Consider the following 20,495-nt stretch of genomic DNA (forward strand, 5'->3'; position numbering starts at 1 on the left):
TGGAGGACACAACCCGCCATCTGGCGGGTTCAGATGTCGGCCTCCAGCGGGATCTGCCGCACTCCCGGCAGGTACACGTCCAGCTCCCCGAGCTCGAACCTCGACATTCCCACCACGTGCCAGAACTGGCCGCCGACCTGCCCCTCCAGCTTGTACCTGCCGTCGGGCGCCAGTGCCGCCCAGCCTTCCGGCAGGCCCAGCAGCGTCGCCTTGCGCGCGGCCCCCGCCCACAGGATCACCACGCCGTCGTCGCCGGCGCTGGCCAGCAGGTCTTCGGCCGGGTTGAAGGAGACCGACCAGACGCGGCGGGCGTGGCCGTACAGCGTGTGGAGGAGATGGCCGGAGGCCGTGTCCCACACCCGCACGGCGGGATCGTCGCCGCCGGTGGCCAGCTGAGAGCCGTCGCGGGAGAAGGTGACGCTCCACAGCCGCCCGACGTTCTTGGTGAGCGTGTGCAGCAGGCGCGGCTGCCACGGCTGGCCGGGGCGCAGCTCCCAGACCATGGCCTTGCCGTCGTTGCTGGCGCTGGCCAGTTGCCTTCCGCTGGGGGAGAAGACGACGGAGTAGACGCGATCGGCGTGGCCTTCGAGGGTGGCCACGCGCCCGCCGGAGTCGACGTGCCAGATGCGCACCAGGCGGTCGTCGCAGCCGGTGGCGACGAAGCGGCCGTCGGGGCTGAAGGCGATCGAGCGGACCCGGCCGCGATGGTCGGCGAGGTTGCTGAGCAGGCGCGCGGTGGGCCGGTACCAGACGCGCACGCTGTCGTCGTCGTTGGCGGTGGCCAGCAGGGAGCCGTCGGGGCTGAACGCCTCGGCCCACACGTGGTCGGTCTCGGCGTTGAGCTCGCGCTCGTAGTCGCCGGTGGCGCCGTTCCAGAAGTGGACGCCGCCGTCGTTGCTGGAGGTGGCCAGGAGCGGCCCGGACGGGGCGAACGTGGCGGAGATCAGCCGGTCGGCGCTGCCGGTGATCTCGCGCAGCCGCCGCCCGGTGCGCGGCTCCCAGATGCGGACGATCCCGTCGTTGCCGCTGGTGGCCAGCATGGAGCCGTCGGCGCTGAACCGGGCGGAGGAGATGCGCCTGCCATGGCCGCGCAGCACCTGCTGGCAGCGGCCGGTCGCCGGCTCCCACAGCCGGACGGTGCCGTCGTTGCTGCTGGTGGCCAGTTGCTCGCCGTCGGGGCGGAAGGCGAAGGGCCACACCGAGCTGCGGTGGCCGCTCAGCTCGGTACGGCGGCCGCCCCCGACGTCCTGCAGCCGCACGGCCCCGTTGGCGTCACCGGTGGCCACGGTGTGCCCGTCGGGGGAGAAGGCGACCTGGTAGACGGCGGCCGAGTGGCTGGTGTGGACGCCGTGCGCGGCGCCGCTCGCCGGATCCCACAGTCGTACGACGCCCGCGGTGTCGCCGCTGGCCAGCAGGTTGCCGCCGGGGGAGAAGGCCACGCAGTAGACGCTTCTGGCGTGCCCGGTCAGGGTCTGCTCCAGGGCCCAGCTGGTGGCGTTCCAGACGCGGACGGTGCCGGCCTCGTCGCCGGTGGCCACCCACCGGCCGCCGGCCACGACTCGGTAGACGGCGCCGCGGTGCCCGTCGAGCGAGCCGATCAGGTGGCCGGTCGCCACGTCCCACACCCGCACCACGCCCCCGGCGTCGCCGGTCACCAGCGCGCCGCCGACGAACGCGGCGGTGAACACGGGCGCCTGGTGGCCGGTCAGGTCGTGGACGAGGTCGCCGGTGGCGGTGTCCCACACGTGGATGACGCCGTCGGCGTCGCCCGCCGCGACCAGCGCGCCGTCGGGGCTGAGCCGTAGCGGCCAGACGCCGTCGGGGTGGCCGACGCGGCGGTGGCGCAGCTCGCCGGTGAGCGCGTCCCACAGCAGCACCTGTCCGTCGCTGGCCCCGGTGGCCAGGACGTCCCCGGCGAAGGCGACGGCGTAGACGCGGCCGTTGTGCTCCTGGAGCGTGCGTACGGGCTGGCCGTCCACGCACAGCAGCACGCCGCCGTCCTGGTTGCCGATCGCCAGCGTGGAGCCGTCGGTGCTGTAGGCGACGGGCTCGGGCAGGCGCGTGGTCTGGAAGTGGAAGCCGTACGGCACACCGATTCCGGCCGGCGCGAGCTGCACCTCGACCGGATGCCCCGGCACGACGGCGGCGCCGTGCAGCTCGGACATCGGCGGCAGGGAGCCGGTGACGTTGATCAGTGAGGCGCGGTGCCAGCGGGTGCCCTCGGCGGCCACGTCGCTGAGGTCGGTCTTGGCCAGGCGGGCCCCTGACAGGTCCGCGCCGGACAGGTCGGCGCCGGTGAGCCGGGCCCCGTCGAGCTTGGCCCCGGCCAGCCTGGCCGCGTTCAGCCTGGCCCGCGACAGGTTGGTGCCGGCGAGGGTGGCGCCGGTCAGGTCGGCGCCGGTGAGGTCGACCCCGGTCAGGTCACGGCCCGACAGGTCCTCGCCGCGCAGGTCCGCGCCGCGCAGGTCGGCCTGGGCGGGTGTCCGCAGCCGCGTGCTGACCTTGATGGCGTTGGCGGTGGCCACGTCGTCGGCCGGCGGGTCGGCCAGCCATGTCCGCAGCGCCGCGGAGTCGGCCAGGTCGCACAGGAACTCCACCGTCAGCGCCGACAGCGGGCGCCGCGACAGCGCCTCCCAGTGCCCGGCGGCGATGTGCCGGGCGATCAGCCACTCCATGACCGAGGCGTGGATGAAGCCGAACATGCCCTCGTCGGTGCGTACCATCAGGCTGCCGGTGCCCACGGCGTGCGCGGTCTGCGGGCCGGTGAGCTGCCCGTCGGCCAGGTCGGTGAGCGTCTCGGCGAGCTCGGTCAGCTCGGCCAGGCCCAGGAAGGCCTCGCCGGTGTCCCACAGCCGCAACGCCAGCGCGGTGACGGCCCGCCACAGCTCGTCCACGCTGAGCATCCCGGCCGAGCCGGGCATGCTGGTGCGCTGCTCCTCGAAGCGCAGCCACGAGCTGAGGATCTCCTCGTACAGCAGCGCCGGGCTGATCGTGTGGCGGGTCGTGGCCACGGTACGCAGCCGGTCGGCGTCGAGGTCGGCGATGAAGCTGAGCATGCGCGGGTTTTGCGCGAGGTCCAGCAGGTCCTTGATGCCCTCCATGAGCGACATGCGGGCCACGGCCTCGTCGCCGTCGGTGAACCGGTTCTCCAGGTACGTGCGGATCTGGGCGTGCGTGAAGTCCTCGACGGCGAAGACCCGCCGCTGCGGCAGCACCCCGACGCGTTCGCCGAGCGTGGTCAGCACCTGGCTCTGCGACTTGAAGTGCTGGGTACGGCTGGCCACCACGATCTTCGCCTTGTCCACGGCGGCGGCCAGCAACGTGGACAGGTGGTCGGCCGCCCGGTCGTAGGTCAGCCGGGTCACCAGCTCGTCGAACCCGTCGAACAGCAGCACGATGCGCCCCTGCGCGAGCAGGTAGCGGAACGCCTTGAGGTCGATGACCTCCTCGCGGTGGTTGGCCAGGTGCGCGGCGACGAGCGCGTCGACCGAGTGCGCCTTGTCCAGGGCCCGCAGCTCGATGAAGATCGGCGTCAGGTGGGGCAGCTCGGCCGGGATGCGCCGGGCCAGCTCGCGCAGCGCGAACGTCTTGCCGTGCCCGAACTCGCCGAGCAGCAGCAGGAAGCGGCCGTGGTCGGCCGAGAGCTGGCGCATCATCTCGTCGGTCAGCCCTTGCTCGACCTTGCCGGGCCGGTCGAGCGCCCGGTAGCGCTGCGGGACGTACAGGTCGGGCGGGTAGCGGCGGTCGCCGGCGAGCCTGGCGGTCTGCTCGGCGACGTAGCCGGACAGGTCGAGCAGGCCCTGGAACTCGGTGAAGCTGCGCAGGCGTACACCCCGGCGCATGAGGTCCTCGCGCAGGGAACGTTCCGGCGGCGCGCCCTGGTAGACGAGCTCGCCCTGCAGGCCGGTGGCGTGCGCCTGCCGGACGAAGCGCTCGGCGTCCGCGGTGGCGGGCGTGCCGACGTGCGCGCCGACCATGGACAGGCGCACGAACCCGTCCTCGGGGTAGGTGACCACCAGATGGTCGGGGAAGCGGCGGATCCTGGCTCGCTCGTGCCGGGCCTCGCAGACCTCGGTGAGCCGGTCGAGCAGCAGGTCGACCGGCCGCGGCGCGGGGGGAGCCGGCTCGGGCTCGGTGTCGGGGACCGGCCCCGGCACCGACGGGGCGTTCTGGTCGGCGCGGAAGGTCTCCTGGGCCGAGCGCCAGGAGCGCTTGTCGCGCTCGGGCTCGTCGGGGCCGTCGGGCGTCCAGGCGCGCACGCCCTCGCGGGTGAGCTCCAGCACGCGGTGGCGGCCCGGCCGCAGCTCGGGCCCGTCCAGGAGCAGGTTGATCCGGTGGGCGAGCAGGCGCTCGTAGGTGGCGGCGTCGCTGAGGTCGCGCACCGGATGGCCGATCGCGCCGAGCCGCAGCCAGCCGCGCTCCTCGTAGGGGCGCAGCCGTTCGGCGAACCAGGCCGCCTGGCCCTCGCCGAGCAGCGCGTACGCGTCGCGCTCCAGGTGGCTCATCGCCATCGTGGAGTTGAAGCCCGCGATGACGACCTTGAGATCGGGAATCTCGAACATCGACCACGGCTGCCCGCCGTCGAAGACCCGGTCGTCCAGCCCCTGGAAGACCTCGGCGAACAGCCCGGCGAAGTGCCGCCATTTCGGCCAGTACGGCGGCTGCGGGCTGACGTCGTCGGCCTCGCAGGTCAGGAAGTAGGCGCTCGCGGCGGCCTTGGTGACATCGCGCGGACCGGGCACGATGGCCAGCCGGTGCGGTTCGAGCCCGATGAGGTGGCGCAGGTCGGTGAGGAAGCGGGTGGCCTGGCCGAACTGGCCGAGGCTGCCGGACTCGGTGAGGTTGCCGCTGACGACCATCAGGTCGGGCCGCGGCATGCCTCTGTCGTACATGCCGGTCAGGTCGGCCCAGATCCTCGCCTGCATGTCCTCGGGTGTGAACGGCTCGCCCGGGTCGGGCAGCGCCCGGCCGAAGCGCGGCCCGCCGACGTGCAGCACGCTGACCGACTCGCGCGAGCGGGCCGCCTCCGCCTGGGGCGGGAAGCCGGGAGCCGTCACGGGTGTGCGCCTGGCGCGTGAGCGCTCGCCGGGTTCCGGCAGCGTGGGCGCGGGGGCGGGCTCGCCCGTGCCGTCGGGGAAGGCGGGCGCCAGTTCCGGCTTGGCCCGGCCGGCCAGCGACTCGCGTACCCGGCCGAGCAGCAGCGCCCTGGCCAGGCCGGGGTCGGTGACGCCCAGCAGGTCCACCCACGTGATCGTGGACAGCAGCCCTTCGAGCTGGACGTCCTCCAGCCGGATGGTGACGAGCTTGTTGGAGGGGTTGTCCGGGTCGGCGCGCAGCGCCGCCTGCCACTCCATGCGGCCGTAGCGCGAGGTGAGGTAGTTGCGCGAGAGCACCGCCACGACCAGCTGCGCCTCGCTGACGCCGCGGTCCATGAAGTCGATGAAGTTCGTGCCCGGCACGAAGTCCCAGTCCTGGATCATCGTCCGGTAACCGGCCGCCTCCAGTTGCCAGGCGATCCATGTGGCCCACGCCGTGTCGGCGGGGGAGTAGCTGACGAAGATGTCCGTGGGCCTTCCGTCACGCGCCATCTGCCCAGTATTCCGCGTGGGATCGGTGTTTTGGAGGTGGTGTGCGATCATCTTCGGGTGTGGAGGCGACTGTCCGCGCTCGACTGGGTCAGGATCGGGCTGCTCGCGCTGGGACTGATCTTCGTGGTGACGGGCTGGCTGCCGCTGAACGTCGCGGTGGAGAAGTTCGACGAGATCGCTCCGCTGCTGCTGTTCCTCGTCGGCGTGATCGTTCTGGCCGAGCTGACGAAGGAGGCTCAGGTCTTCGACGCGATCGCGGCGAGGATGGCGGTGCTCGGGCGCGGCAGCTATCTCGCGCTCTTCTTCTTGTGTACGGCTTTCGCCTCCTTCGTCACGATATTTCTGAACCTGGACACCACGGCCGTCCTCCTCACCCCGGTCATGCTCGCCCTGGCCGCCCGCGCCGGCATCGCCGCGCTGCCCCTGGCCATGACCACGATTTGGCTGGCCAACACCGCGAGCCTCCTGCTGCCGGTCTCCAACCTGACGAACCTGCTGGGCATGAACGCCCTGCAGATGTCCAACCGGGAGTTCGCCACCCGCATGTGGGCGCCGCAGGCCGCCGCGATCGCGGTGACGATGGTGTTCCTGTGGCTGTTCTTCTGGCGCAGGGGCCGCCGCGGCGAGGTCCGCTACACCCCGCCCGGCCTGGAGCCGATCGCCGACACCGTCCTGTTCTGGGCGGCTTCGGCGGCCTGTGTGCTGTTCATCGGCGCGCTCCTGCTCGACCAGCCGGTCCACGTGGCCGCGACGGTGGCCGCGCTGATCGTCGTGGCCGCGTTCTTCGTGCGCGACCGCAAGCGCCTGACCTTGAGCCTGATCCCCTGGCAGCTGCTCATCTTCGTCACCGGCCTGTTCCTGGTCGTCCCGGCGCTCAGCCTGCACGGACTGGCCGACGTCATGACCTGGATGATCGGCGGCGGCGACAATCCCTACCGCACCGCGGCCGTGGGCGCGGGCCTGTCCAACGCCATCAACAACCTGCCCGCCTACCAGGCGCTGGAGGAGGTCGCCGGCCGCGACCAGCTGCTCGCCGTACTGATCGGCACCAACGTCGGCCCGGTGATCACCCCGTGGGCGTCGCTGGCCACTCTGCTGTGGTTCGAGTCGTGCCGCCGCCACGGCGTGAAGGTGCCGATGCGCCGCTTCCTGCTCACCGGCGCGGTCCTGGCCGTCACCGCCCTGGTCGCCGCGGTCTGGGCGCTGGGCGCGGTATGAGCTGTTCGCATGATCGCCACCCGCCCGTAATGGGATAGTTTCCTACCTTTGACACGCTCTCCGCCATGTCTCTCGCACCCTCTCGCCGCGGCTTCCTCGCCCTCGGCGCCGGCATCGCGGCCGGCTCGCTGCTGCCCCCCTCCGTGCACCGGGCCCTGGCCATGCCCGTCCCCCAGGGTGGCCTGTCGGCCATCAAGCACGTGGTCTTTCTCATGCAGGAGAACCGCTCGTTCGACCACTACTTCGGCAGCATGCGTGGGGTGCGCGGCTTCGCCGACCGCAACGCGGTCACGCTCAGGAACGGCAAGCCCGTCTACGAGCAGCCCAACGGGACGGGAAGCGTACTGCCCTTCCCGGTACGCGAGGCCGCCGACCTGGTCGGCAAGGACCTGCAGTGGATCAGCGCCCTGGCCCACGGCTGGAACGACGGCCAGCGCGCCGCCGCCAAGGGCTGGCACGACGGCTGGATCCCGGCCAAGAGCCCGGCCACGATGACGTTCTACCGCCGCGCGGACATCCCGCTGCAGTACGAGCTGGCCGACACCTTCACCCTCTGCGACAACTACCACTGCTCCGTGCTCTCCTCGACCAGCCCGAACCGCAACTACCACGTCTCGGGCCACACCGGCTACGAGCCCGGCACCACCAAGCGGGCCATCGACAACGCCGCCTACAGCGAGGACACCCACCAGGGCTACACCTGGGCCAACGCGGGCGAGATCCTCCAGGCGGCCGGCCGCGGCTGGAAGGTCTACCACGAGTGGGACAACTACCAGGACAACAACCTGGAGTTCTTCGCCCGCTTCCGCCAGGTCGCCCGCAAGGCGCTCCAGGGCGACTTCAAGAGCATGGACGCCTTCTACGGCCAGGTGAGCGGCGCCGCCGAGCCCAGGCGCGGGCAACTCCTGGCCCGCCTGGAGGAGGGCGTGGCCAAGCTCGACCCGCAGGAGCGCGAGCTGTTCGAGCGCGGCCTGCGCCGCGTGCCGGCCAAGCAGCTGGCCGCCTCCTTCCGCGCCGACGTCCAGGCGGGGACCCTGCCCGAGGTCAGCTACATCGTGCCGTCGGCCGCCGACTCCGAGCACCCGAGCGCCTCCTCGCCTCTGCAGAGCGCCCGCATCACCTACGACATCCTCGACGCCATCGCCTCCCACCCGGAGACCTGGCAGTCGACCGCGCTGTTCATCACCTACGACGAGAACGACGGCTTCTTCGACCACGTCCCGCCGCCGCTCCCGCCCGCCGAGCAGACCTCCGACTGGTACGACGGCAAGCCCATCGGCCTCGGCATCCGCGTCCCGATGACGGTCGTCTCGCCCTGGACCGCCGGCGGCCACGTGGCCTCGCAGATCTTCGACCACAGCTCGACCTGCCGCTTCCTGGAGACCTGGCTGGGCGTGCGCTTCCCCGACATCACGCCCTGGCGCCGCACGGTCGCCGGCGACCTCACCTCCGCCTTCGACTTCTCCGGTACGGCCCAGCCGCCCGCCCCCGCCACCCCGGCGCCGGTCCCGGCCTTCAGCGGCCGGTGGAAGCCGGCGCCGCCGGCCAGCCAGTCGATGCCGGAGCAGGAGCCGGGGACCAAGCCGGCGCGGGCGCTGCCGTACCAGCCGAACGCCTGGGCGCGGGCGCTCGGGAAGGAGCTGGAGGTGACGCTCGCCAACACCGGCGCGGCGAGCATGCACATGACGCTCTACCCCTACAAGGGGGAGTTCGAGCTCCCGCAGCACTTCGACGTGCAGGGCGTGAGCACGCGGCGGGTGGCGGTGGGCGATGCCTACCACCTGGCGGTGACCGGGCCGAACGGGTTCCGGCGCGAGTTCGCCGGGACGCTGTCGGCGGCGGCGGGCCGGGTGGAGGCGCGGGCGGTGATCGACATCGACCCGCGGCGGCTGCGCGTCGAGATCACCAACCTGGGCGAGTCGCGGGTGAAGCTGCGCGTCCGTGCGCTGGCCTACGGAGGGAAGGAGCAGGCGGTGCCGCTGCGGGCCGGGCAGTACCGGCAGGTGGTGTGGCCGCTGGAGGGCTCGCACGGCTGGTACGACCTGGAGATCACCTGCGAGGAGGACCCGTCCTACCGCCGCCGCCTGATGGGCCACGTCGAAAACGGCCGCCCCAGCGTCACGGGCTGACCCGCCCTCCCTCCGCAGGTCACCCCGGGCGGTGGTGACCTGCGGAGGGCCGGGTCGCTGCGGCGAGGAGGGGGAGGAGGGTGGGCAGGGTGTCGGGGTGGGCGGCGACGAAGCTGCGGTCCGCCGCGCTGCCGTTGACGTCCTCGTCGAACGGCGAGCCGTCCAGCGCCCGGATCTCCATCCCCGCCTCCCGGGCGATCAAAGCGCCCGCGGGCAGGTCGACCGCCTCCGCGCGGTAGCCGACCATGCCGTCGATGTCCCCCCTGGCCAGCATGACCCAGGAGAGCAACGGGGCCCAGAGCTGCAGGACGCGCCGCGCGTGCAGTTCCAGGGCCGCCTTCAGCCCGAGGACGGTCGCGTCGTCGCGGGTGACCGTGTAGCCCTGGGTCCAGGCCAGCAGGGGCCCGTGAGGAAGGGGGCGGGCGGGCGGCGCCAGCCGTACCCCTGAATCGGACAGCGCCCCGTGACCGCGGATCGCCGACCACGTCCGGCGGGTCACGGGGTCGTGCACGACCCCGAGCACGGGACGGCCGGCGTGGCACAACGCCAGCCCCACCACGTAGGCGGGCAGGCCGATGGCGACGTTGTTGGTGCCGTCGAGCGGGTCGACCAGCCAGGTCCACTCCGCCCCCGCGGCGCCCAGCAGGCCGGACTCCTCGGCGATCACCGCGTGGCCGGGGTAGGCGGTCAGGATGCGTTCGACCAGCACCTTCTCCGAGGCCAGGTCGAGGTCGGTGACGACGTCACCGGCCGCGCCCTTGGTGTGCACGCCGAACGCGTCCGCCGTGCCGGCCGCCAGCAGCCGCCCGGCCGCCCGCGCGGCCTCCACGGCCAGTTCGCGCGCACGCTCCAGATCCATCACGGACCCCCAAGGTGAGTCAGGACCAGCCGGACGGCGAGTGCCCGTTCCCCGTCGTCGAGCGGGCGGCGGGCGACGTGGTGGCCGGGCGCGCCGAGCGGGCCCAGCGACAGGTCGCGGCTGCCGGTGCGCCCGGAGCCCAGCGCGATCGTGGCGGCCTCGCCGCCCTCGGGCACGACGCTGGAGTGGAAACGGTCGGCGGGCAGCGTGTAGGTGTCACCGGCGCCGAACACCTCGACCAGCCCGGTCGAGTGGCGCACGGTGCGCGGCGTGGGCGTGATGCGGTCGCCGTCGTCGCCGCTGACCACCTCGAACACCCGGTGGGTGGCCTCGGCGGAGGGCGTGTCGGTGACGACGGCGTGGACGTTGCGCACCTGGCCGTACAGGACGTGGCTGACCAGGTCCCAGCTGTGGCAGTGGATCTGCGAGGTGGTGCTGCCCGCGCCGGGCAGGCGGCGCGACCACAGGTGCAGGCAGACGCCGTCGCCGCCGGTGCGTTCGAGCGGCAGGCAGACGAATCCCAGCGGATGGTGCACACCGTGGAAGTCCCCCCGGACGGCGGTGCTCACCCATGCGCGGGCGCGCGCCGCGGTGAGTTCCTCATGTGCGCTGCGGTAGCTCATACGGATCCTTGGCCCGCAAGGCCTTGCGGGCGATGTCGACGATGTCGCGATCGTTGTACGTCCTGGGCAGCGGCAGCTCGACCCCGCGGAAGAGTTCCTGGACCTCCTCGACCGTGGGCTCGTCGCTCAGCGGCACGTGCTTGTAGGACTCCAGCGGAACCCGGCGCGCCTGCTCCAGGCTGAGCCGGAGCTCGGTGTCGCAGCTCTCGTAGTAGAAGGTTCCGGCCAGTGCGGTCATCGCGCGGTTCGGGTCCTCGATCGTCATGATCACCCTGGAGGCGGACAGGTCCCAGCGGAAGGTGGTCATCGTGGAGGACAGGCCCACGCCGATGTCGAGCAGGCCGTAGCGCTGGCGGTGCCAGAACGCGGCCAGGATCGTCGCGAAGGACTCTTTCCTGACCCGGTCGGGGGTCCACGTCTCGCCGGTGACGTCCGGGGCGTCGGCCAGCGAGCGGCGGTAATGGGCGTACGCCTCGCAGACCTCGTTGTTGGTCGGGTCGATGATCTCGATGCGGACGGTCAGGTGGCGCTTGTCCTTGCGGGCGGCCGCCACGCACTCGGGTAGCGTGACGGCGCGCAGGAACGTTCCGGTGCCGCCCTTGAAGCTCCACCGGGTGGTGCCGGCGCGGGCGTCGCCGTGCGCCTGGGCGATCTCCAGCGGGCTGGCCAGGACCCTGACCAGCTGGAGTTCGTCGAGGGCGCGGCGGGTGCCGGTGACGAGGGTCTCGATCTGCTCCAGCCGGGCCAGCCGGACCGGGAGCTCGGACAGGGCGCCGGAGGTGATGGTCGCCTCGACGGGGGCCTGGCGCAGCCGGTCGCGCAGCAGTGCGGTGGCGACCAGCGCGAGGATGACGAGCGTCGCGGCGCTGACGAGCTGGTTCTGGATCTCCTGGCCGTCCTTGCCGAAGAGCTCGTCCGGCATGATCCCCAGGATGCCCACGGTGATCGCCAAGCCGAGCGCGATCGCGCCGTCGGCGTTCTGCGCCGCCCACGGAGCGACCCGCCTCAGCGCCGCGCCGACCCGCCCCATCGTCTCGCCCCGCATCCGCAACGATCAGTCAGTTCCCCCACGTCATGGTAACGACCGGGTCATGCGACCACCAGAGCATGATCCCGTACCTGGGGAGGAGGCGAGAATCCACCCCTTTGATGAGGTACGCCGCTGACCTGCCCTTACGCTAGTTGTGGGGGTTGCAAACGGGGATGAAGTGGGTCAGGGCGGCGGGGGCCGTCGTGTGCGCTCTGGTGCTGATCGTGTTCACGGTCTGCCCGGTGCTGCCGTGGACGATGAGACAGGTGGTGGCCGCCGAGCGGGCCGACCGCTTCGTCCAGGTCGTCGCGCACGCCGACGACGACCTGCTCTTCATGAGCCCCGACCTGTTCGGCGCGGTCGCCGGCGGCCGGGTCACCACGACGATCTACCTGACCGCCGGCGAGGGGCCGACCGGGGTGGAGGACGACCGTGACCCGAGCGCCTACGTCCGCGACCGGCAGGAGGGCATCAAGGCCGCCTACGCCTACCTCGCCGGGGTGCCGAACGTCTGGCGCTCCCGCGTCCTGAGCCTCGGCAGGCTGCCGGTCCGCGTCGACACGCTCGCCGCCAGCCCCAGGATCAGGCTCGTCTTCGCCGGGCTGCCCGACGGCGGCGACCCGCGGGCCGACGGCGGGCACGACGCGCTGGCCAGGATGTGGGCCAGGGACGCCTGCGTACGCAGGTTCACCGGGCCGTGCCCGCACCCGTGCGTACGCAGGGAGGACGTGCTCGCCACGCTGCGCGCGCTCTACCAGCGCTACCGGCCGACCGTGCTGCGCACCCTCGACCCCAACCCGCCCGACTGGCACGGCGACCACACCGACCACACGGCCTCGGCCAAGTTCGCCGCCGAGGCCGCGCGGGGGCTGAAGCTCAAGCTGCTGGCCTACCGCGGCTACACGATGACCGGCTGGCCGTCCAACCTCGACTGGCGGGCCAGGCGGCTGAAGGAGGCCGCGTTCCAGGTCTACCGGCGCCACGACTACCGCGCCGAGTCAGGGCCGCGTTACGCCGCCTGGCTCAAGAGGATGTACCTCGTCCGGCCCGGGACGTTCGGGCCGTGAGCCAGGCGGCGGGAGCGTTCTAGAACCAGCCGCGGCGGCGGGCCATCGCCTCAAGGCCCTGCTGGAGCGCCTGCTCGGCGGCGCCCGGGTTGTCGCCGTAGCGGACGGTGAAGCGGTTGTAGGAGTCGCCGCCCGAGCTGAGGAAGCCGCCCCGGTTGTCGGCCTCCAGGATGACGTCCATCTGGGACGGGCCCGCGATGAAGGTCAGCTCCAGCTCGTTGAAGTGGCGCCGCCACTGGCCGCCGGCGTAGTACTCGATCTCCTGGAAGAACGGCATCGTCGAGCCGTACAGCGTGCCGCGTTCCAGGTCGGCCTTCTTGAAGCCGAAGCCCAGCCGGTCCAGGGCCGTGATGATGTTCTCCTGGGCCGCGAGCGGGCTGACGAACAGCGGGTCGAGGTCGCCCTTGTCCAGCGCGCCGGCCAGCGCCAGCTCGGTCTGGACGCCCAGCCGCATGCCCGGCAGCGCGTGGCCGCCGATCGCGCTGATCGGCGTCTCCCACGGCACCGGGATCTCGAACGGGTGGCTGTGCGAGGTCCCCGCCGCCAGGTGGAACGGCCCCGACACCTGCTGGCGCAGGAAGCTGTAGGTCGAGCGGTACTCGCTGTCGCCGCTCTCGATCTCGACCACGGCGGTGAACTCGATGTGGATGCCCTCGACCTTGTAGTCGGAGCCGCTGCTCTTGAAGTGCACGTCGCCCCGGAGCATCTCGCCCGGGCGGACGGTGGCGTTGCTCAGGACGGTGTCGACCTCGACGCCGGCGCCGAACGCGGCCTTCAACTTGCGGAACACCATGGGGTTCTCCTAAGAGGTAGTGCCTGACCCGTTTCCGTGGGAGCCGGAGAGCCGGGGGAGGAGCTGGGCGAGCAGCAGGGTGGACATCGGGTCGGACTGGCCGCCGGCCGTACGAACCACGAGGGGCTGGGGAGCGCTCTCGGCCAGTTTGGCACCGACGTCGAGGCGGCGGCGAGCCAGCTCGTACTGCAGGACGGCGCGGTTGTCGCGGTAGGACTCCGCCAGCCTGCGCAGCGCCTTGGCCTCGTTCTCCGCGGCGGTGAGGTCGGCGCGGCCGCGCGCCTCGATCTCCCAGCGCACGCGCTGCGCCTCGGTCTCCTGCTCCTCCAGCATGCGGGCGACGTCCTTGCGGGCCGTGTTGTGCGCGGCCTTGACCTCGACGACGCGGGCGTCGCGGGTCTTCTTGGAGCGCTCGATCTCCATGAGCAGCGTGTCGATACGGCGCTTGCGCGTCAGCTCCCACTCGCGCTCGTAGGCGGACAGCTCCTTGGCGACCTTCTCGCGGGTGGCCAGATGCTGCTGGTACTGGTCGGGCAGCTGGACGTCGGGGATGTTGGCGCCGATGATGCGCACGCCGTACCGGCCGAGCTGGCGGCTGAGCGCGTCCTGCATGTCGCCCACGTCGGAGCCGCGCAGGTCGTAGGCGCGCTCGGTGTTGACGCGCCGGCTGCGCTGGCGGATGGCGTCCTGGACGGCGCTGGACAGCACGAGGTCGAAGTTGCCCGCGCCGATGGTACGCACGAAGGCGACCGGGTCGACGATGCGGAACTTCAGGAAGAACTCGATCGACTTCAGCGGCACGTTCTCCGCCGTCGGGCAGGCCACGATCGGTGCCGAGTAGGGGATCTCGGTGGAGGTGTCGACGACGGCGTCGACGCGGTCCCACGGCAGCCAGAGGTAGTGGCGGCCCGGCGGGAGCGTTCCGGTGATCGCGCCCCACCTGCTGCGGACCCCGGTGGTGCCCTCCTCGATCTCGATGATGGCCTTGCGCCACATCCACACGGCCGCGATCACCACCAGCGCCCCGGCCGACAGGGCCGCCCAGAGCCAGCCGGAGAAGATCGCCAGCCCGGCGAAGTACAGGGCCAGGAAGATCAGGGCCATCCACGCGAAGCCGCGCCGGTCCTTGGGAATCACGACCGGCACCAGCTGGCCCTGCTCGCCGCCGCGCAGCAGCTGCCTGATGTCCGACCAGGAGGCCAGCGACTCCTTGATCTTCGAGAACTCGCGCGCCATCAGAACTCACCCTCCTTCTGTACGGCGGGCAGCGGACGCTCCAGGGTCTTGTCCGTGTCGCCGGGTGGATCCGCCGCGATCTCCGGCAGCTCGGTGGCGTCGGCCGGCTGGGCGACCTTCTTCAGCAGCGCGGCGATCTCGACCTCGCGGTCGGCCACACGCTGCCCGATCTCGGAGAGCCTGCTCCTGATGGCGGCCATGTCCTCGGGCGAGAACAGCGCCGCCCCCCTGCCGCCGATCAGCTGCTGGGCCAGCGCGAGGAAGTCGATGTCGGTCTCCTCGCCCACCTGCACCACCTGGGGCAGCTTCGCGGCCACGGACTCCAGCTTGGCCAGCAGGTCCTGCTGGAAGCGGTAGTCGAGGATCTCCGGCGCCTCGGCGGCGCTCAGCGCCCTGATGTCCAGCGCCTGCGCCTCCAGGAGGGCGGCGTTGGCGTTGGCGGTGGACTCCGCCTCGACCAGGCGCTGCCCGGCCTGCGCCTTGGCCTGGTGGCTGGCCCGCTCAAGGGCGGTGTCCATCCTGGCCTGGTAGCCGGCGATCTCGGCCTGGATGGCGCTGAGCGTCTCCTGCAGCCCGGCCAGCTCCTTGATCAGGTCGCCCTCGTTCTGCTCCTTGCGCAGCTGGAGCTCGTACTCGTAGGTGTAGGCCTCCTTGGCCACCCGGACCATCTCGGGGGCCGCGAGGTCCATGCGGTACTCCTGGCTGGAGGGCTCGGCGTGGGTGATGTTCACGTCGGTCAGCCGCACCGCCGGCAGGAACTGCTGGTTGAGGCTCTCCAGGATGCCCTGGGTGCTCTCGCCCACCAGGTCGTAGATGTCCTCGGCGCGCTGGGCGTAGATGAGGGAGCGGGTGACCTCGCTGACGGAGTTCTGCAGCTTGGACTGGAAGCCGCTGACCGAGCCGAGCACGAAGATGAACTCCGCCGGGTTCTCGATCCTGAACTGCAGGAACAGGTCGACGCTCGCCTTGACGCCCTGCTGCGTCGGCGCCTCGCTGATCGGGGCGTTGAACGGGTACTCGCGGGTGGTGTTGACGATGTAGCTGACCCGCTTCCACGGGTTGATCAGCGTCACCCGGCCGGGGTCGGCGATCTGCACCAGCTTGCCGAACTTGGTGATGAGCGCCTTGCAGCCCTCGGGCACCATGACGACGCTGCGCCGCCACCACAGGAACACCGCGGCCAGCACCAGTACGAGCCAGTAGTGGGGGCCGAAGAACAGATCGGTGTTCGGGATGATGCCGCCGAGCGCGCCGATGAGGCCGAGCACCACGAGGATGCCGAGCGGCACCACCACCTTGGCCGTCGTCCCCTTGGGGATCACGACGGGGGAGATGACGTGCATGCCGTTCTCGCTGAAGCTGCGGTTGACGATCTCGCCGGCTTCGTTGAGCGAGGCGCTCCTGGCCTCGATGACCGTGCCCGTCGACACACCGCCGTCCCGGGCGGCCGCGAAGTCGTGCGGGTTGAGGGCGAACCCAGGAGCTTGGGCGGCGAGTTGCTGCCCGGCCTGGTCCACCGCCTGGCCGACCGCCTGCCGCAGGTCGCCGCCTTGAACCACCGCCTGGGCTATCCCCTGGCCTGCCTGGATCAGGGCCTCTCTGGGTCGTGACATCGCACCTCTCTTTTCCTGTTCAGGCCGCTCTTGACCGTATCGGGTGCGACTTACTGTTCGCTTGCAATGCCCTGTCACAGATGTATTGCGGTGCATAGTAGGTGTGCTATCAATGTAGTAGTCCTACTATCGGGAGGGATGATGGAGGCTCTGAGCGAGCTCCCGCTGGACGCGGAACCCGCCCGCGACGACGCCGTCATCGAGGTCAGCGGCCTGCGGATGAACTACGGTCCGCGCGAGGTGCTGAACGGTGTCGGCTTCACCGTGGGCGCGGGAGAGGTGATCGCCCTGCTGGGCCCCAACGGGGCGGGCAAGACGACCACCATCGAGATCCTCGAAGGGTTCCGCGGGCGCTCCGCCGGGCAGGTCCGCGTGCTCGGCGAGGACCCCGCCCAGGGCGGGGAGGCGTGGCGGGCCAGGATCGGCGTCGTGCTGCAGTCGTGGCGCGACCACGGGCGGTGGCGGGTCAGGGAACTGCTGCGGCACCTCGGGCGCTACTACGAGCCGTACCGCACGCCGTACCCCACGGACGAGCTCATCGAGGCGGTCGGGCTCGCCGAGCACGCGGGCAAGCGCGTCAACCGGCTGTCCGGCGGGCAGCGGCGCAGGCTCGACGTCGCGATCGGCATCGTCGGCCGCCCGGAACTGCTCTTCCTCGACGAGCCGACAGCGGGCTTCGACCCGCAGGCCAGGCGCGACTTCCACGACCTGGTGCACCGGCTGTCCGACCTGGACTCCACCACCATCCTGCTGACCACCCACGACCTCGACGAGGCGGAGAAGCTCGCCGCCCGCATCCTCATCCTGTCGGGCGGCCGCATCGTCGCCGACGGCAGTCCCGACCAGCTCGCCCGCGGCGTCTCGCGCGACGCCCAGGTCCGCTGGAGCCGCGGTGGCGAGCTGTTCGTGCACGCCACCGACGACGCCACCCGCTTCGTGCAGGACCTTTTCGCGCAGTACGGCGACGCGATCGAGGACCTGGAGGTACGGCGGGCCACCCTGGAGGACACCTACATGGCCATCGTGCGGAAGGAGGAGCGGTGAACGCCACCACTCACGCGGTGAAGCTCGGCCTGGCCAGGGGCTGGATCGAGTTCCGGCACAGCCTGACCAGCTCCACCGACATGTACTTCAACGCCCTGATCTCCGTGGCGTTCGTCGTCGTGCTGTACTTCCAGCGCGAGATCAAGCTGCCCGGCACGAACCTGTCGCTGGCGGCGGCCACGCTGCCCAGCATGCTCGCCCTGCTCGTCGCCGTGGGCGGCCTGGTCGGCACCGTCGGCACGCTGGCGGTCGAGCGGGAGGACGGCACGCTGCTGCGGGCCAAGGCCATGCCGCACGGCATGACCGGCTACCTCATCGGCAGGATCGTCAGCACCTCCACGGCCGGGCTGGTCACCCTGGCGATCGTGCTGGCGGCGGGGCTGATCCTGGTGCCCTCGATGCTCGGCACGGGGCTGGGCGGCTGGCTCATGTTCGCCTGGGTGATCGTGCTCGGGCTGCTGGCCACGCTGCCACTGGGCGCCGTCGTCGGCTCGCTGACCAGCAACCCGCAGGCCGCCGCCGGCTTCTCCATGCTGACCATCGGCGCCCTCACCTCGGCCTCCGGCATCTTCTACCCGATCACCTCCATGCCCGAGTGGCTCCAGACGGTCAGCCAGATCTTCCCCCTGTACTGGCTCGGCCTCGGCATGCGCTCGGCCTTCCTGCCCGACGCGGCGGCCGCCGCGGAGATCGGCCAGTCGTGGCGGGTCTTCGAGACCACGGGCGTACTGGGCCTGTGGGCGGTGGCCGGGCTGCTGCTCGCGCCGCCCATCCTGCGCAGAATGGCCAAGCGTGAGTCCGGCTCGCTGGTGCAGGAGCGCCGCGAGCGGGCGATGCAACGGGTGAGCTGAGAAGATAGGCGGCGATGAGCGAGATCGTCTACAACCGCATCGCCCTGCTGCGGGCCGAGCGCGGCGTCACCCGCAGGCAGCTGGCCGACGCGCTCGGCGTCCACTACCAGACGGTCGGCTACCTGGAACGGGGGGAGTACAGTCCCAGCCTCTACCTGGCGCTGCGCATCGCCGCCCACTTCGAGGTGCCGGTCGAGGTCGTCTTCTCCACCACGCCGTTTCCGCGCATCGGCGAGCGCACGGCATGAACTGTCGGTGCGGTTGCCTACAGTGGCAGCATGCGACCGGTCACAGATTTGCAGCGCAAGGTGGCGCCTTTCGAGGTGATCACCGAGATGACTCCCTCGGGCGACCAGCCCACGGCCATCGCCGAGCTGGAGCGCCGCGTCACGGCCGGTGAGAAGGACAACGTGCTGCTGGGCGCCACGGGCACCGGCAAGACCGCCTCCATCGCCTGGCTCATCGAGCGCCTCCAGCGGCCCACGCTGGTCATGCAGCCCAACAAGACCCTGGCCGCGCAGTTCGCCAACGAGCTGCGCGAGATGCTGCCCAACAACGCGGTGGAGTACTTCGTCTCCTACTACGACTACTACCAGCCCGAGGCGTACGTCCCGCAGAGCGACACCTACATCGAGAAGGACTCCTCGATCAACGACGAGGTGGAGCGGCTGCGCCACTCGGCGACGAACTCGCTGCTGACCCGCCGTGACACCGTCGTGGTCGCCTCGGTCTCGTGCATCTACGGCCTGGGCACGCCGCAGGAGTACGTCGACCGCATGGCCAGGCTCAAGGTCGGCATGGAGGTCGAGCGCGACCAGCTCCTGCGCCGCCTGGTCGACATGCAGTACACGCGCAACGACCTGGCCTTCACCCGTGGCACGTTCCGGGTCAGGGGCGACACGATCGAGATCATCCCGAAGTACGAGGAGCTGGCCGTACGCATCGAGATGTTCGGCGACGAGGTCGAGAAGCTCGCCACGATGCACCCGCTGACCGGCGAGGTCATCACCGAGGACGACGAGCTCTACATCTTCCCCGCCTCCCACTACGTGGCGGGCGAGGAGCGCATGGCCAAGGCCGTGGCCGGCATCGAGGCCGAGCTGACCGGCCGCCTGGAGGAGCTGGAGCGCCAGGGCAAGCTCCTGGAGGCCCAGCGCCTGCGCATGCGCACCACCTACGACATCGAGATGATGCGCCAGATCGGCACCTGCTCCGGCATCGAGAACTACTCGCGCCACATGGACGGCCGCGAGGCGGGCAGCGCCCCCAACACCCTGCTCGACTACTTCCCCGAGGACTTCCTCCTGGTCCTGGACGAGTCGCACCAGACGGTCCCGCAGATCGGCGCCATGTACGAGGGCGACGCCTCCCGCAAGCGCACCCTGGTCGACCACGGCTTCCGGCTGCCCTCGGCCCTGGACAACCGCCCGCTGAAGTGGGAGGAGTTCCTGGAGCGCATCGGCCAGACGGTCTACCTGTCGGCCACGCCAGGCTCCTACGAGCTGGGCCGGGTCAAGGGCGACGTCGTCGAGCAGGTCATCCGCCCGACCGGCCTGGTCGACCCCGAGGTCGTGGTGAAGCCCACCAAGGGCCAGATCGACGACCTGGTCCACGAGATCCGCGAGCGGGCCGACCGCGACGAGCGCGTCCTGGTCACCACGCTCACCAAGAAGATGTCGGAAGACCTCACCGACTACCTGCTTGAGCTGGGCATCCGCGTCCGCTACCTGCACAGCGAGGTCGACACCCTGCGCCGGATCGAGCTCCTGCGCGAGCTGCGCAGCGGCGAGTTCGACGTCCTGGTCGGCATCAACCTGCTGCGCGAGGGCCTCGACCTGCCCGAAGTGTCCCTGGTGGCCATCCTCGACGCCGACAAGGAAGGCTTCCTGCGCTCGGAGACCTCCCTCATCCAGACCATCGGCCGCGCCGCCAGAAACGTCTCCGGCCAGGTCCACATGTACGCCGACAAGATCACCCCCTCGATGGAGCGGGCGATCGACGAGACCAACCGGCGCCGGGCCAAGCAGATCGCCTACAACGAGGCCAAGGGCATCGACCCCCAGCCGCTGCGCAAGAAGATCGCCGACATCCTCGACTCGCTGCAGCGCGAGGACGCCGACACCGAGCAGCTCATGGGCAGCGGCCGCCAGCAGTCACGCGGCAAGGCGCCCGTACCCGGGTTCGCGGCGAAGGCGGCGGGGCAGCACGCCAAGGCGATCGCGGGGGAGATGCCACGTGCGCAGATGGAGTCGCTGATCGAGTCGCTGACCGAGCAGATGCACCAGTCGGCGGCCGACCTGCAGTTCGAGGTCGCGGCCCGGCTGCGCGACGAGATCAAGGAACTGAAGCGGGAACTGCGCGACATGCGCGAGGCAGGCGTCAAGTAGGACGTGATCCCTCGGCTGGGCGCTCAGGGCTGTGACAGCGGGCTCCGCCCCGCACCC

General features: G+C 71.2%; 14 protein-coding genes. 7 read left to right on the forward strand and 7 right to left on the reverse strand.

What is annotated here, in order from left to right; genetic code table 11:
* Positions 1-29: 29 nt before the first annotated feature.
* A complete protein-coding gene (locus ACIBHY_RS03345; RefSeq protein ID WP_397305802.1) occupies positions 30-5,588 on the reverse strand; it encodes a TIR domain-containing protein in 5,559 nt (1,852 codons plus the stop codon).
* Positions 5,589-5,645: 57 nt separating this feature from the next.
* On the opposite strand from ACIBHY_RS03345, the gene ACIBHY_RS03350 reads away from it, so the two are divergent.
* Positions 5,646-6,806 carry an SLC13 family permease gene (locus ACIBHY_RS03350; protein ID WP_397246421.1) on the forward strand — a complete coding sequence of 387 codons (1,161 nt, stop codon included), beginning with the start codon at positions 5,646-5,648 and terminating at the stop codon, positions 6,804-6,806.
* 65 nt (positions 6,807-6,871) lie between these two features.
* Positions 6,872-8,935, forward strand: coding sequence for a phosphocholine-specific phospholipase C (locus ACIBHY_RS03355; protein ID WP_397246423.1), 2,064 nt, complete (start codon positions 6,872-6,874; stop codon positions 8,933-8,935).
* Between the two features lie 19 nt (positions 8,936-8,954).
* Here ACIBHY_RS03355 and ACIBHY_RS03360 read toward each other — a convergent pair whose 3' ends face one another.
* The 3 genes from ACIBHY_RS03360 to ACIBHY_RS03370 are packed head-to-tail and all read right to left on the reverse strand — an operon-like array spanning position 8,955 to position 11,462.
* Positions 8,955-9,794: an inositol monophosphatase family protein gene (locus ACIBHY_RS03360; protein WP_397305803.1), complete on the reverse strand. Its 840-nt coding sequence runs from the start codon at positions 9,792-9,794 to the stop codon at positions 8,955-8,957.
* A complete protein-coding gene (locus ACIBHY_RS03365) occupies positions 9,794-10,417 on the reverse strand; it encodes a hypothetical protein (protein WP_397246428.1) in 624 nt (207 codons plus the stop codon). Before ACIBHY_RS03365 ends, ACIBHY_RS03360 begins: the two co-directional genes overlap by 1 nt.
* Complete coding sequence (locus ACIBHY_RS03370; protein ID WP_397246431.1) at positions 10,395-11,462, reverse strand: hypothetical protein; 1,068 nt, start codon at positions 11,460-11,462, stop codon at positions 10,395-10,397. The genes ACIBHY_RS03365 and ACIBHY_RS03370 overlap by 23 nt, the downstream gene beginning before the upstream one ends.
* 158 nt (positions 11,463-11,620) lie before the next feature.
* Between ACIBHY_RS03370 and ACIBHY_RS03375 the strand changes: the two genes are divergently transcribed.
* Positions 11,621-12,514 carry a PIG-L family deacetylase gene (locus tag ACIBHY_RS03375; protein WP_397246434.1) on the forward strand — a complete coding sequence of 298 codons (894 nt, stop codon included), beginning with the start codon at positions 11,621-11,623 and terminating at the stop codon, positions 12,512-12,514.
* Between the two features lie 19 nt (positions 12,515-12,533).
* On the opposite strand, the gene ACIBHY_RS03380 is transcribed toward ACIBHY_RS03375, so the two are convergent.
* Genes ACIBHY_RS03380 through ACIBHY_RS03390 form a run of 3 tightly spaced genes read right to left on the reverse strand, consistent with a single transcriptional unit; the run spans position 12,534 to position 16,156 of the window.
* The gene (locus ACIBHY_RS03380; protein WP_397246437.1) at positions 12,534-13,307 is read right to left on the reverse strand and encodes a sporulation protein; all 774 of its coding nucleotides are present in this window, start codon (positions 13,305-13,307) and stop codon (positions 12,534-12,536) included.
* Between the two features lie 9 nt (positions 13,308-13,316).
* The gene (locus ACIBHY_RS03385) at positions 13,317-14,543 is read right to left on the reverse strand and encodes an SPFH domain-containing protein (RefSeq protein WP_397246439.1); all 1,227 of its coding nucleotides are present in this window, start codon (positions 14,541-14,543) and stop codon (positions 13,317-13,319) included.
* Positions 14,543-16,156 carry an SPFH domain-containing protein gene (locus ACIBHY_RS03390; RefSeq protein WP_397305804.1) on the reverse strand — a complete coding sequence of 538 codons (1,614 nt, stop codon included), beginning with the start codon at positions 16,154-16,156 and terminating at the stop codon, positions 14,543-14,545. Before ACIBHY_RS03390 ends, ACIBHY_RS03385 begins: the two co-directional genes overlap by 1 nt.
* Before the next feature lie 138 nt (positions 16,157-16,294).
* Between ACIBHY_RS03390 and ACIBHY_RS03395 the strand changes: the two genes are divergently transcribed.
* Genes ACIBHY_RS03395 through uvrB form a run of 4 tightly spaced genes read left to right on the forward strand, consistent with a single transcriptional unit; the run spans position 16,295 to position 20,438 of the window.
* A complete protein-coding gene (locus ACIBHY_RS03395) occupies positions 16,295-17,200 on the forward strand; it encodes an ABC transporter ATP-binding protein (RefSeq protein ID WP_397246443.1) in 906 nt (301 codons plus the stop codon).
* Complete coding sequence (locus ACIBHY_RS03400) at positions 17,197-18,051, forward strand: ABC transporter permease (RefSeq protein ID WP_397305805.1); 855 nt, start codon at positions 17,197-17,199, stop codon at positions 18,049-18,051. Before ACIBHY_RS03395 ends, ACIBHY_RS03400 begins: the two co-directional genes overlap by 4 nt.
* Before the next feature lie 14 nt (positions 18,052-18,065).
* Positions 18,066-18,299 (forward strand): helix-turn-helix transcriptional regulator, encoded by a 234-nt coding sequence (locus tag ACIBHY_RS03405; RefSeq protein WP_184960935.1) that lies wholly within the window; start codon positions 18,066-18,068, stop codon positions 18,297-18,299.
* A 30-nt stretch (positions 18,300-18,329) separates the two neighbouring features.
* The gene (gene uvrB / locus ACIBHY_RS03410) at positions 18,330-20,438 is read left to right on the forward strand and encodes an excinuclease ABC subunit UvrB (protein ID WP_379612937.1); all 2,109 of its coding nucleotides are present in this window, start codon (positions 18,330-18,332) and stop codon (positions 20,436-20,438) included.
* Positions 20,439-20,495: the final 57 nt, after the last annotated feature.

Source organism: Nonomuraea sp. NPDC050547 (genome assembly GCF_044457345.1).
In the GTDB taxonomy this organism is placed as follows: domain Bacteria; phylum Actinomycetota; class Actinomycetes; order Streptosporangiales; family Streptosporangiaceae; genus Nonomuraea.